The organism is Rickettsia montanensis str. OSU 85-930 (assembly GCF_000284175.1).
In the GTDB taxonomy this organism is placed as follows: Bacteria; Pseudomonadota; Alphaproteobacteria; order Rickettsiales; family Rickettsiaceae; genus Rickettsia; species Rickettsia rickettsii.
The window spans coordinates 1,188,360-1,200,132 of sequence record NC_017043.1; the positions used below are offsets into that span (position 1 = coordinate 1,188,360).

Here is an 11,773-nt window from a genome sequence, read left to right on the forward strand (position 1 = left end):
AATGACTAATACTAAAACTTTAGAAGCAAATATTAGCTTTGAAGAAGCTTTAAAAGAGCTTGAGGAAATTGTTAAAAAAATAGATAACGGACAAGAGAGTCTAGAGACGGCAGTTAATAGCTTTGAAAGAGGTATTTTACTTAAGAATTATTGTGAGAAAAAGCTAAAAGAAGCTCGGTTAAAAATTGAAAAAATTACTAAACTTGCTGATTCTACAGTGGTCTTAGAAGAGACGGAAGTGTAGTGTTGACGTAAAGCATACATTGTACTAATATCATAAGATGACAAAGAAATGTAATTATAGCTTTTCTGCTGAAAAAAATTATAAGTTAATAAGTGAGCGCAAGGTAAGTTTTGAAGTAAATAATATCAGTTATAGAAAGTAATTGTTTATTGGATATAATAGAACATTCAAATCCTAATAAATATTCAGAGCAAAAAATGTATATAGTTAAATTTAACGAATACGCCTATTTAGTGCCTTTTATTATTGAAGTTGATGGAACAGTTTTTTTAAAGACTATTATTCCACGTCGCAAAGCTACTCAGAAATAAAATAGGAAAAAGTAATGAGAAATAAAGAGAATATATCAAATATAATACTAGATGCTAAAGAAAACGCATTGCTGGAATCTTTTGAAAATGATGAGTGGCAAAGAATTAAAAATTTTGAACAAGAGAAACATATAGCACAAGTGGCAGCAGCTAATTATTTAAAAAAAGATACTCGAATAAATATTCGTATTTCTAGTAATGATTTAATGAGAATAAAACAAAAAGCTGCTTATGAGGGATTACCTTATCAAACTCTTATTTCTAGTATATTACATAAATATTCAGCAGGACATGGTTAATAATACCTATGGTTAATCATATAATTGACTTTATCTATACCGTTCCTAATATTGTTTTATTCATCATAATAAATATTGTTTTGATGAGTTTTTGTGCGGGATGTTTATATTTAACAAAATACATTATTCCTAATAATTTTCAAAAAGAAGAGCTTGGAAGTCTTGCGGGTTTTTATCGGGTATAGTCGGTAGTATGTATGCGGTATCAACCGGTTTTGTATTGATTTATTTACTCGGTAAAATTATACCAAAGATGTAATGCAGCGTGAATGGCAATTAATGAAAGACGGCAAGCAAATCGGTCATGAAGCTCTTAGTTTCCTCTAAGATATTAATAAGAGACTACAAGCTTATAAAGCAAGCGAGCAAATGCAGCTATTGACTAAGCAGGAAATCATTGAGGAGATAAAAGAGCTTTATACCGTAAGGTATAACAGGATTAAAATGTCCTATTTTTCCTTAAATATTTAATATTGGGTAGTTGTATGTATAATGACTGCTATTAATTTAATTTTTGTCTGTATGCTTGGCACCAAGCTTTATTTACATAAGATTTCGGTTGGTTTAGTTTGTATCACTTCATCATCAATGCTTTTGTTATTATTTATATTAGACAAACCTTTTCGAGGTCCTTTCGCCGTAAATCAATTTAATAAGGTCATAATGACCTTATTAAGGCTATACATTATATTGAGAGATTAAATTAGTGATATCTGTAACAACATAACGCCATAATTTATCCGTACCTTTCGTAATACCTATACGAGCAGTAGTAGAGTAGGGTAGCTTTAAGCCGATATCGCCGACAAAAAATTCGTTGTTATTTATAAGATCGCATTTATTATGAGAAATATTAATTCCTAAATATTTGCATAATTTACCCGGACCGTTGAGGTATAGATTTTCAGGCGAAATAACATGTACGCCTCTTATTAAGGTCGCAGCAGGGAAGCCTTTAGCTTCAGTTACGAAATTTAAACAATAATACATTCCGTAAATTAAATAGACATAGCTAAAGCCTGCAGGACCAAACATTATATTCGTTCTTTTTGTCCGCCCTCTTGCTGCATGGCAAGCAGGATCATTCCGTCCTATATAGCTTTCAGTTTCAGTAATGATAGCTGTTTTACCTTGGAAATAAAGAGCTTTACCGATTAACTCAGTGCTTACTACATTAGTATCTCTTGCAAAAAATTCACGAGGTAAAAGGGTTAGTTTATTCATGTTTTTGAAAAAAAATATTTAAATTCTTATGCCATTTTGTAGGAGTGAAGTTAGTAATTTCATATTCAGCTATATTATTTATATAAAAAGGATCTTCTTTTAATATATCTTTAAGCTGACTTAGTTTTTCTATATTAGCTAAAATAATACCGCAAATTCTTGGATGTATAGGACCTGATAAAATAAAATATCCTTTATCATAACATGTATCTAAAATTTTCTATGTTCCGTAATAAATTTTTCAATAGAAGAAAGGTCTAAGCCTAAGGTATATTTAAGGTTTACAATAAACATAATTTATATTTTTTTATTAAGTGGTTTAGAATTTTTTATAGAGATTGGAACGGTATCATATCCGCCGTCGCAAAACGGTTGGCATTTGATGATTCTTTTAAAGGTAAGCCACAAGCCTTTTATGCTGCCGTGCATTGATATAGCTTCTTTGGCATATTCAGAACAAGTGGGGTGAAACCGGCAATTATTGCCAAGTAGTGGAGAAATGAAATATTGATAAAATCTAAGTAATAATAATAAGATTCTAGTCATTTTGAAGCTTGTCTATTATTTTTGCCATTTTTTCTTGAGTTAGATCTTCATAATAATCGTCATTAATCTGTACGACCGGCGCGTTAACGCATGCTCCCAAACATTCTATCTCGCTTAAAGTAAATTTTTGATCTTCAGTAGTTTCTGCGAGTTTTACACCTAATTTCTTTTCGCAAATTTTCATTATATCATCACTACCACGCAGCCAGCAAGGAGTAGTAGTACATACTTGGATATGATATTTACCAACTCGCTTTAAGTTAAACATAGTATAAAATGTTGCAGCCTCATAAGCCCGTATATAAGGCATTTCTAACATATTTGCTACATATTCGATAGCAGGAACAGGTAGCCAGCCGCCGTTTTGACGTTGTGCTAGATCAAGCAGAGGAAGTATTGCACTTCTTTTTCCATGCGGTGGATATTTTTTTATAATCTCTTCTGCTAGATTTAAATTTTTCTTATCAAATGTAAAATTTGTAATTTTTGTATTCATATATTTTTAGTACGGTATAGTTTTATGTCATTCCTGCGAAAGCAGGAATCCATAGAACTATTCAATTAAATCTTTCCATTCAGGATTAGTTTTTTCTATCAGTTCTATTTTCCAACTATGTTGCCATTTTTGCAAGTTTTTTTCTCTTGTAAGTGTTTCTTGAATATCAGTAAATTCTTCTGTATAAACAAGCTTTATAATATTATATTTTGAGGTAAAACCTTTTATTATTTTTTGTTTATGTTCATAAGTACGACGTATTGTATTATTAGTAATACCAATATATAAAGTACCATGCTTATTAGAGCATAATATATATACCCAATACATTTTTTGTTTTTTAGTTTTATTTTATGGATTCCTGCTTTCGCAGGAATGACAGAGCAACGCAAGTACAAGCCCACGGCATGACAAATATATTACCTATCTATCTCACCAAATACTATATCAAGCGTTGCAATAATAGTAATAACATCTGCCATTAAATGACCTTTAGACATAAAATCTAGTCCTTGCAAATGAGCAAAGCCTGGTGCTTTAATACGACATCTATAAGGTCTATTACCTCCTTGCGAGTATAAATATACACCAAATTCGCCTTTAGGGGCTTCTACGGCTTTATAGGTCTCGCCGGCTGGAACGTCATATCCTTCCGTATAGAGCTTAAAATGATTAATCATTGCTTCCATAGATTCTTTCATTTTGGCTCTTGTCGGTGGCGTTAATTTAGGATCATCGGTTTTAACTGCACCTTTCGGCATTTTTTCTATACATTGCTTGATTATCTTGATTGATTCATACATTTCAAGCATACGAACGAAATATCTGTCGTAACAATCACCGTTTTTGCCGATTGGTACTTTAAAGTCCATTTCATCGTAAACGTCATAAGGGTTTGACTTGCGTAAATCCCAAGCTATACCCGAACCTCTAAGCATTGGTCCTGAAAACCCCCAGTCCATTGCCTCTTTTTGAGACGCAACGCCGATATCTACTAAACGTTGTTTCCATAATCTATTTTCATTTAGTAGACTTTCAATATCGTGAAGTTTAGGAGGAAACTGTTCTATAAACTTATCTATATCCTCAAGTAAACCTTCGGGTAAATCTGCTGCAACCCCGCCCGGTCTAAAGTAGTTTGAATGCATACGAGAGCCGGAAACACGCTCGTAAAATTCCATGATCTTTTCTCGCTCTTCAAAGAGCCATAATAAAGGAGTAGTAGCACCGATATCTAAAGCTTGACTGCCAATATTCAAAGTATGGTTCAAAATTCTTGTTAGCTCTGAGAATAGTACCCTGATAAACTGAGCTCTTCGTGGGACTTCGCATTCTAATAACGACTCGACAGCTAAAGCAAATGCATGTTCCTGACACATCGGCGAAACATAATCAAGACGATCAAAATATGGTATAGCCTGCAAATATGTTTTATGCTCAATAAGCTTTTCCGTACCACGATGAAGTAACCCAATATGAGGGGCGGCATTATTTACTACTTCCCCGTCCATCTCAAGGATTAACCTTAAAACTCCGTGAGTTGCCGGATGCTGTGGACCAAGGTTTAGAGTTATAGTTTTGGTGTTGTTAGTCATAGTATTTTTCCTACTGCCACCTAGTTCAGTCTTTTTTATTTTTTCTGGATCCCGCGATCAAGTCACAGGATGACATTCATTTTATTTCTGGATTCCTGCTTTCGCAGGAATGACATCGGTTGCCTTCTCATCACCTGGCAATACATAACTCGGGCTATGCCAGTGCGAGCTAAAATCAAACTCACGATATTCTATGTCTAAATCGACCAGTTCATAAGCTACTTTCTTTAGTTTCTCATCATATTTAACTTGTGTATAGCCTGTTAAAGGGAAATCTTTACGTAATGGATGACCCTCAAATTCGTAATCGGTTAGTATGCGTCTTTTATCGTCATTACCCTCGAAATTTACCCCGTACATATCATAAACTTCACGCTCATACCAACAAGCAGCACTAAATATATTCATTGCTGAAGGTATAGTTTCTTTTTCAGATATATATACTTTTATTATAAGACGCTTATTTAATTTTAAGCTTAATAAATTATATACTACTTCAAACCTTTTATAGTCAATTGATTTGGACTCGCCTACATTGTCGCTCGTCGCTCTCCTATTAGTTATATGCTTCGCGCCTTGCTCCTTGTAGCCAAGCCCAACTGAATTGACTACGTTATTCTGAGGAAAATCAGCCCCAAATAAATCAGTAAGTAAAATGAAGCGTAATTCTTCCGATTCTTTCAAAGCTTTTAAAAACGGCAATAAAAAATTCGGCTCAATTTTATAAGCTAGGTAATCTTTAACTGTGATCGGAGTTATTAAAATGTTAGATTTAGCTGCAAGTCTTTCAATGAGTTTGTCTAGCGTCATACTTAAAACCTGTAGTGCGTTTAATTTTTTTCTGTAACTGCATAAGCCCGTAAATTAATGCTTCGGCGGTAGGAGGGCAGCCAGGGACATATATGTCAACCGGTACAATTCTATCACAGCCACGCACTACCGAATAGGAAAAGTGGTAATAGCCGCCGCCATTGGCACAGCTACCCATTGAAAGCACCCATTTAGGTTCAGCCATCTGATCATATACTTTACGTAGAGCCGGTGCCATTTTGTTAGTAAGCGTTCCTGCAATTATCATAAGGTCGGACTGTCTTGGACTTGGTCTAAATAACATACCGAAGCGATCCATATCATATCTACTTGCTGCTGCCTGCATCATCTCAACAGCACAACAAGCAAGCCCAAAAGTCATAGGCCATAAGGAATTAGCTCTCGCCCAGCCTATAACGTCATCAACTTTAGTGAGTAAAAATCCTCTATTAGAAAGCTCATTACTTAATAATTCGTCTTCTTGATAAAAATTATTTTTCATATTACTACCAGTCTAAAGCTCCTTTCTTCCATTCATATATGAACCCGATAATAAGTACGAATAAGAAAAACATCATTGAGAAAAAGCCTATTTTACCTATCGTATTAAGACTAATAGCCCAAGGCACTAAAAATGCAATTTCAAGATCAAAGATAATAAATAAAATAGCAACTAAGTAAAAACGTATGTCAAATTTTGATCTTGCATCGCTAAAAGGCTCAAAACCGCACTCATAAGGTTCTAGCTTATCTTTATTATATTTTTTTGTCGATAATAAGTTAGGTAGAATCATTATTAAACCGGAAACCAATACCGCAATACCGAAAAATATAGCAATCGGTAGATATTCTTGTAAAAGTTCTGAGTTTTGTAGCATATGTTTTTTATTATATTTTTCCGTCATTGCGAGAAGAATTGTACAGTAATGCGACGAAGCAATCTCAGGATATTTGATGAGATTGCCACGCAGCCTACGGCTGCTTGCGATGACGTAGGTTTAATGACACTTAACTCTATATTTACCTCAAATAGCATCAATTATCAATGACAATATCAGGTTTAACTAGTAGCTTCATTAAAACTAGTACCCAAATACCGCTTGATATCCACCATATTTGCCAAATATTATATGAAATCATGCCGATAATATAGTAATTTATAAAACATGCATAGGAAATTGCCTTGAAATTTTTATTTTCGAGATTACTAATTTGTTTGAGATATTTATAAACTAAGCATAAAAATAATATTAAACCTATTATACCGAGTTCAAGAGTAATTTGTAATATATTATTATGAGGATGAAGCGGCAAAGGATGCCATTTTTCTCCGTTGTAATCGATCATTTCACTATCACCAGCTTTGATATATTTAGAAGAAGCTAAGCCATAGCCTAAAATCGGCTTTTCAATGATTTTGTTTGCGACGAAATGCCAAATAAATAAACGATGAGCAGCGGAAGGTTGTGTAGCTAAATATTTTTCAGATAAATCTCGTGGTTCTATTTGTTTAGCTATCACAGGAAATAGTAACGAGCCGGTAATTAAACTTATTGCGATTAATTTGAAAAATATCGGCTTCATAGATCTTGTTAAAATAAATATTACTCCTCCTATACCGAAGCCTAAAAAACTTGCTAAACTATCAGAAATACTTAGTAAATAAAGCACTAATATATATAGCATTAATGCATGTCGTTTTTTACCGTTAGAAAGTAAAATTATAATCGCTACCCAAGCGGTAATTGAAAGTAAAGCACAACCACGATCTAGCATATATAAGCCAAAATTAGCTTTGAATATTCTTGTTAAAAATCCATGAGAAGAATATTCGATGAAGAATAATAATATTGCTGTGAGAATTCCGAATATTAAGGCTTTTTTAAGCTGTAAGCGATTTTGAAAAGGAGCAGAATTACTAACTGCAAAGCCAAGAAATAAGAGTATAAAAACTTGAGTAAAAGTAGCTAAGCTATTAATAAGATGAATTGCGAATAAACAAGATATAAAACACCAAGCGGTGAATAACATTGTCATACTGCGAGCTTGTAGCTGTATCCAGTCTTTTTTTATTTTTTGGATACCGTGGTCAAGCCACGGTATGACATTGTTACTGGATTGCCACGCTCCTTTCAGTCGCTCGCAATGACGATTAATACCTCGCAGGAATGATATAAGCAAAAAAATTGTAACAGTAGCTGCGGCTGATAAGCCTGCCAGCATCCCAAGGCTTGGAATTAAAAATATTAAACTTGAAATTAAATATTGCATCTAAAAACAATCTTTAGCAAAAATTTCGTAGATTGGGTGTTCAAACGTTGAAAGTGAAATGCTTGAAGAAATCATCCATCCTTGAAAGAGTAAATTAGGATCTTCGTCTATTTTATATTCCGTTATGGTCATCAACAAATAATTATCTTCATTATATGGATCAAGGTTTTTTATACATTTGTGCAATTTGATTTTTATATTACCGAAATATTTTTCTTCCCCGACTTTAAAATCTATCTCTTCAGAAGTAGCAGTAATGTTATTTAGAGCAATAATTTTGCCATTTGTATAATTCTTAAACTCAGAACTATCATTAATATTATCGTTTGGATTTAAAATAGGATGATTTTCATCAAGAGGGATAAATACGTCATTTTCAATATCTTCGGTTGTAGTAACCGACTCTAAATTTTCTGCGAATATAGGAAAATTAATGCATATAGTAATGATAAAAATAATTTTTAGTAATTTCATAGATAAATATATTATTTTTCAAAATTATATACTATAGGGGATTAATGGCAATGATAATTTATGATAAGGTTTTAAGGTCATTGCAAGCGACTTCAAGGAGCGTAGCGATCTCAGGAATCTTGCCTGAGGTTGCTTCGTCAAAACTTACAATTTTTCTTCGCAATGACGATTAATGGTTTTAGATTTGCAACATCGGTTGGAGGATCGGCAACAGGTGAGGGCGGTGATATCTTAATTATCGATGATCCTCATAACCCCACGCAAATTCATTCTTATAAAATACGTAAGAAAGTTATAGATTGGTTTGAGCAAACTTTTGTTAGCAGACTAAATAATCGTAATAAGGGAGCGATAGTTTTAGTTATGCAGCGTCTGCATACAGATGATTTATCCGGTTATCTACTTAATAATAGCAATTCATGGCATCATTTAAAAATTCCGGCGATTAGCATTTAAGATTACTCCTTTAAATTAATGAATAAAGAATATCAATATCTTAGTGGTAAAGTATTAGACAGCTATAAAGAACCTCCTGATTGTTTAATGAAATTAGAGCAGGAAATAGGTAGCTATAATGATAATGCTCAATATTTACAAGAACCGATAGCACAAAGGTCATCGTTACTGAACATGGAAGATATTAGCTTTTATGAAAATCTACCTTCAAGATTTGATTATTTTGTGCAAAGCTGGGATACGGCAATTAAGATTTCCGAAGATGCCGATTATAGTGTTTGTACTATATGGGGGATTCTTGAACAGAAATATTATCTAGTATCATTAGTACGGAAAAAAATTAATTATCCTGAGCTTAAGAATTTGATGGAAAAATTAGCTAGAGAATATCAGCCAAAATTTATATTAATCGAAGATAAAGCAAGTGGTCAACAATTGATTCAAGATATAGGATTTTTAGGTGGTAATATTAGAGTGATAGGGATTAAGCCAAGATTTGATAAAGTTACAAGATTCGCCTCGGTAGTTCCTTTATTTCAATCAGCTAGTGTTCTAATACCTAAACAATCAAGCATAATTTTAAAGGAATTACTGAATTTTCCCCATATTAAAAATGACGATATAGTAGATTCAGTTAGCCAGTTCTTGAATTTTATGAAGGATAAATCGTTTAAATATCCTGCAAGGATTAGGAGTTTAATATAAAAATAGTTGCTTTTTTGTATGGATGTTGGTAGTATCCATGTCATTCCCGCGAAAGCGGGAATCCAGTAAAAGTGCAATTATCCGTTTATGGATTCCTGCTCGCGCAGGAATGACATAGGATTGTGGTATGACACTGATTAGGCTGGGTAGCAAAGTGGTAATGCCGTGGACTGCAAATCCTCTATTCGTCGGTTCGATTCCGACCCTGGCCTCCATTATAGAAATTAAAACATCTTATGGGATTTATTTCGCAATTCCTAGAAATGCTTTTAGCCGAGAGAGCATTGTCAAAAAATTCCATACTTAGCTATAAGCGTGACTTATTCGATTTTCAAAATTATCTTGCTAAACAAAAATTATCCGAATTAAATATTACTACTGAGAATATTAGAGACTGGATTGAGTATCTAGCAAGTAATGATTTGCAAGCACGCTCAATCAACAGAAAAGTCTCAACTATAAAAAGTTATTATGAATTTTTAATTAGCGAAAACCATACCGCTTTTAATCCGGTTCTTAACGTAGATTTGCCCAAATATCAAAATAAACTTCCCGAAATATTATCTATAGATCAAATTAAATCTTTACTTGAACATTGCTCTCAAGATAATTCTCCTGAAGGTATCAGGCTTAATGCTATGATTCATTTGCTTTATGCTAGCGGTCTTAGAGTCTCGGAGCTTGTTAGTCTTAAGCTTGCTGATATTCTGACTAATAAAACGTCTAAAGGAGAAGTAAGAAAAATATTTTCGGTACTTGGTAAAGGTAATAAGGAAAGAGTCATAGTAATAAATGAACAGGCAGTTATCAGTATTGCTAAATATCTTGCAATTAGAGATGTTTTTGTGAATAAAGCTAAACCAAGAAATCTAATTTATTTATTTCCCTCATCAGCTTTAGCGGGTTATATGACTAGGCAAAATTTTGCTATTCTGTTAAAATCTGCTGCCCTTTATGCAGGACTTAACCCTGAGCATATTTCTCCGCATATATTACGTCACAGTTTTGCAAGTCATTTGCTTGAGGGCGGAGCAGACTTAAGAGTAATTCAAGAGCTGCTTGGTCACGCTGATATATCTACTACCCAAATATATACTCATCTTCAAACTAATCATCTCAAAAAAGCATTGTTGTATCATCCTCTCAATAAAAATTAATTTATCTTAATCTTCTATAAAGTACTTGTTAATATTTCTTAACTAAATATAATGTTCTTTTTTAATGTAAGGAATAAATTATATGAAGCTAAAAGAAATGATGATCTCTTGTATTAGTAAACCTAGAGAAATTGAAAAAGAATATTCTAGATTAGCTCAAAAGCAAGAATCAGGATGCAATGTTTATGTCGGGTTAGGATGCAAAAATCAAGAAGTAGAATTTAGCAACTATTATGAGTTACTTAAAAAAATTCAACAAGGAGCAATAACTTTAGAAGTTCTAGAAAATTTAAGGAAATTAAAAGTATATGATAAAAAATCTTTTCTAGCAGATGCAGAAGAGATGATACCTAACAATAGGTTACATGAGCTTAATGAAAAAATAATGAAACATGCTTTAGATTTAGTTGATTCTAAAGATGCAGCTTTTTTACTTCGTAGAACAAAAGAGGATAGTATATTTCGAGATCTAATATATTTAGAAGCAAAAGCAAACAGGTTTACTGTAGAAATTGATCAAAAAGGAACTTTGAAAATTAACTTTCCTAGTGGGGTACTTGAGCTTTACAAGCTATTAATTGATAATTTCTATTTGAAAAAATTTGAGGAGAAGGAATTGCAGAAAAAATTATATCAAGAATTGTTCACTAATTGCGAAATTCCTTTTGAAGAACTAATTGAAAAAAAGGAATTGCAGGAAAAATTATATCAAGAATTATTACCTGATTTCAAAATTCCTTTTGAAGAACTAAATTTTTTTGAAAATTTTATTAAATGCTTAAAAGAATTTTATATTAAAAATAGTTTAGCACGAAGCATAATGGGTTTATTTGTAAGTAGAGATATTAAAGAACATGCTGTATGTGAAGAATTACTTGAATTAGATACATTTAAAAAATTATTTGAGGCAAAAATGTCATTATATGGAACTTCTGCTGATTCTAAATTATTAGTGGTTGATTATGTATTAAATGATGTAAAAGGTGTTTATATTAGCAATTTAGCATCTTCAAATATTTTAGATTTAGTAATGCATAGTCAATCGCATAATGAAACAATAGAATCAATAGAAATTTTGGGTAATACCATTATGACTTGCTAGATACTGTTTTAAAGTTTTGATTATAAATATAGTAAAAACATCTAGAAATTAATTTAATCTATCATTAATATTTAAATAATTAT

The 11,773-nt window shown here is 32.5% G+C and carries 17 protein-coding genes, 1 tRNA gene and 1 pseudogene; 9 read left to right on the forward strand and 10 right to left on the reverse strand.

The window, feature by feature from the left end; genetic code table 11:
- Nucleotide 1: 1 nt before the first annotated feature.
- The 4 genes and pseudogenes from MCI_RS06395 to MCI_RS10580 all read left to right on the forward strand — a co-directional run bounded on the left by MCI_RS06395 (nt 2) and on the right by MCI_RS10580 (nt 1,561).
- The gene (locus MCI_RS06395; RefSeq protein ID WP_014410165.1) at nt 2-244 is read left to right on the forward strand and encodes an exodeoxyribonuclease VII small subunit; all 243 of its coding nucleotides are present in this window, start codon (nt 2-4) and stop codon (nt 242-244) included.
- A gap of 149 nt (nt 245-393) precedes the next feature.
- The gene (locus MCI_RS10150) at nt 394-555 is read left to right on the forward strand and encodes a hypothetical protein (RefSeq protein ID WP_232202656.1); all 162 of its coding nucleotides are present in this window, start codon (nt 394-396) and stop codon (nt 553-555) included.
- 14 nt (nt 556-569) lie between these two features.
- Nucleotides 570-854 (forward strand): CopG family antitoxin, encoded by a 285-nt coding sequence (locus tag MCI_RS06405; protein ID WP_041404130.1) that lies wholly within the window; start codon nt 570-572, stop codon nt 852-854.
- A gap of 83 nt (nt 855-937) precedes the next feature.
- Nucleotides 938-1,561: pseudogene (locus MCI_RS10580) on the forward strand (hypothetical protein).
- On the opposite strand, the gene MCI_RS06410 reads toward MCI_RS10580, so the two are convergent.
- From MCI_RS06410 to MCI_RS06455, 10 genes are all read right to left on the reverse strand, one after another.
- Nucleotides 1,533-2,078 carry a DNA-3-methyladenine glycosylase gene (locus MCI_RS06410; RefSeq protein WP_014410166.1) on the reverse strand — a complete coding sequence of 182 codons (546 nt, stop codon included), beginning with the start codon at nt 2,076-2,078 and terminating at the stop codon, nt 1,533-1,535. The pseudogene MCI_RS10580 and the gene MCI_RS06410 sit on opposite strands and share 29 nt — an antisense overlap.
- A 297-nt stretch (nt 2,079-2,375) precedes the next feature.
- Nucleotides 2,376-2,624, reverse strand: a complete 249-nt coding sequence (gene yidD / locus MCI_RS06415) for a membrane protein insertion efficiency factor YidD (RefSeq protein WP_014392116.1) — start codon at nt 2,622-2,624, stop codon at nt 2,376-2,378.
- Nucleotides 2,617-3,120, reverse strand: coding sequence for an NADH-quinone oxidoreductase subunit NuoE (gene nuoE, locus MCI_RS06420; protein ID WP_014410167.1), 504 nt, complete (start codon nt 3,118-3,120; stop codon nt 2,617-2,619). The genes yidD and nuoE overlap by 8 nt, the downstream gene beginning before the upstream one ends.
- 57 nt (nt 3,121-3,177) lie before the next feature.
- Nucleotides 3,178-3,450 (reverse strand): GIY-YIG nuclease family protein, encoded by a 273-nt coding sequence (locus tag MCI_RS06425; RefSeq protein WP_014410168.1) that lies wholly within the window; start codon nt 3,448-3,450, stop codon nt 3,178-3,180.
- Between the two features lie 89 nt (nt 3,451-3,539).
- Nucleotides 3,540-4,715 carry an NADH dehydrogenase (quinone) subunit D gene (gene nuoD, locus MCI_RS06430; protein WP_014410169.1) on the reverse strand — a complete coding sequence of 392 codons (1,176 nt, stop codon included), beginning with the start codon at nt 4,713-4,715 and terminating at the stop codon, nt 3,540-3,542.
- 81 nt (nt 4,716-4,796) lie between these two features.
- Nucleotides 4,797-5,525, reverse strand: a complete 729-nt coding sequence (locus tag MCI_RS06435; RefSeq protein WP_014410170.1) for an NADH-quinone oxidoreductase subunit C — start codon at nt 5,523-5,525, stop codon at nt 4,797-4,799.
- A complete protein-coding gene (locus MCI_RS06440) occupies nt 5,503-6,027 on the reverse strand; it encodes a NuoB/complex I 20 kDa subunit family protein (RefSeq protein ID WP_014410171.1) in 525 nt (174 codons plus the stop codon). The genes MCI_RS06435 and MCI_RS06440 overlap by 23 nt, the downstream gene beginning before the upstream one ends.
- A gap of 4 nt (nt 6,028-6,031) precedes the next feature.
- Complete coding sequence (locus tag MCI_RS06445; protein ID WP_014365940.1) at nt 6,032-6,403, reverse strand: NADH-quinone oxidoreductase subunit A; 372 nt, start codon at nt 6,401-6,403, stop codon at nt 6,032-6,034.
- Between the two features lie 157 nt (nt 6,404-6,560).
- Entirely contained in the window at nt 6,561-7,796 is a 1,236-nt protein-coding gene (locus MCI_RS06450) for an O-antigen ligase family protein (RefSeq protein ID WP_014410172.1), read from the reverse strand.
- Nucleotides 7,797-8,270: a DUF2155 domain-containing protein gene (locus MCI_RS06455; protein ID WP_004995979.1), complete on the reverse strand. Its 474-nt coding sequence runs from the start codon at nt 8,268-8,270 to the stop codon at nt 7,797-7,799.
- 162 nt (nt 8,271-8,432) lie between these two features.
- On the opposite strand from MCI_RS06455, the gene MCI_RS06460 reads away from it, so the two are divergent.
- The 5 genes from MCI_RS06460 (at nt 8,433) to MCI_RS06480 (ending at nt 11,690) form a co-directional block, all read left to right on the forward strand.
- Entirely contained in the window at nt 8,433-8,726 is a 294-nt protein-coding gene (locus MCI_RS06460; protein WP_050982558.1) for a hypothetical protein, read from the forward strand.
- A gap of 18 nt (nt 8,727-8,744) precedes the next feature.
- On the forward strand, nt 8,745-9,431 hold the full coding sequence (gene terL, locus MCI_RS06465) for a phage terminase large subunit (RefSeq protein ID WP_232202657.1): 687 nt from the start codon (nt 8,745-8,747) through the stop codon (nt 9,429-9,431).
- Nucleotides 9,432-9,571: 140 nt separating this feature from the next.
- Nucleotides 9,572-9,646 (forward strand) — tRNA-Cys (locus MCI_RS06470).
- Between the two features lie 21 nt (nt 9,647-9,667).
- Entirely contained in the window at nt 9,668-10,588 is a 921-nt protein-coding gene (locus MCI_RS06475; protein WP_014410173.1) for a site-specific tyrosine recombinase XerD, read from the forward strand.
- Between the two features lie 82 nt (nt 10,589-10,670).
- The gene (locus MCI_RS06480) at nt 10,671-11,690 is read left to right on the forward strand and encodes a DUF5410 family protein (protein ID WP_014410174.1); all 1,020 of its coding nucleotides are present in this window, start codon (nt 10,671-10,673) and stop codon (nt 11,688-11,690) included.
- The last annotated feature ends 83 nt before the right edge of the window (nt 11,691-11,773 follow it).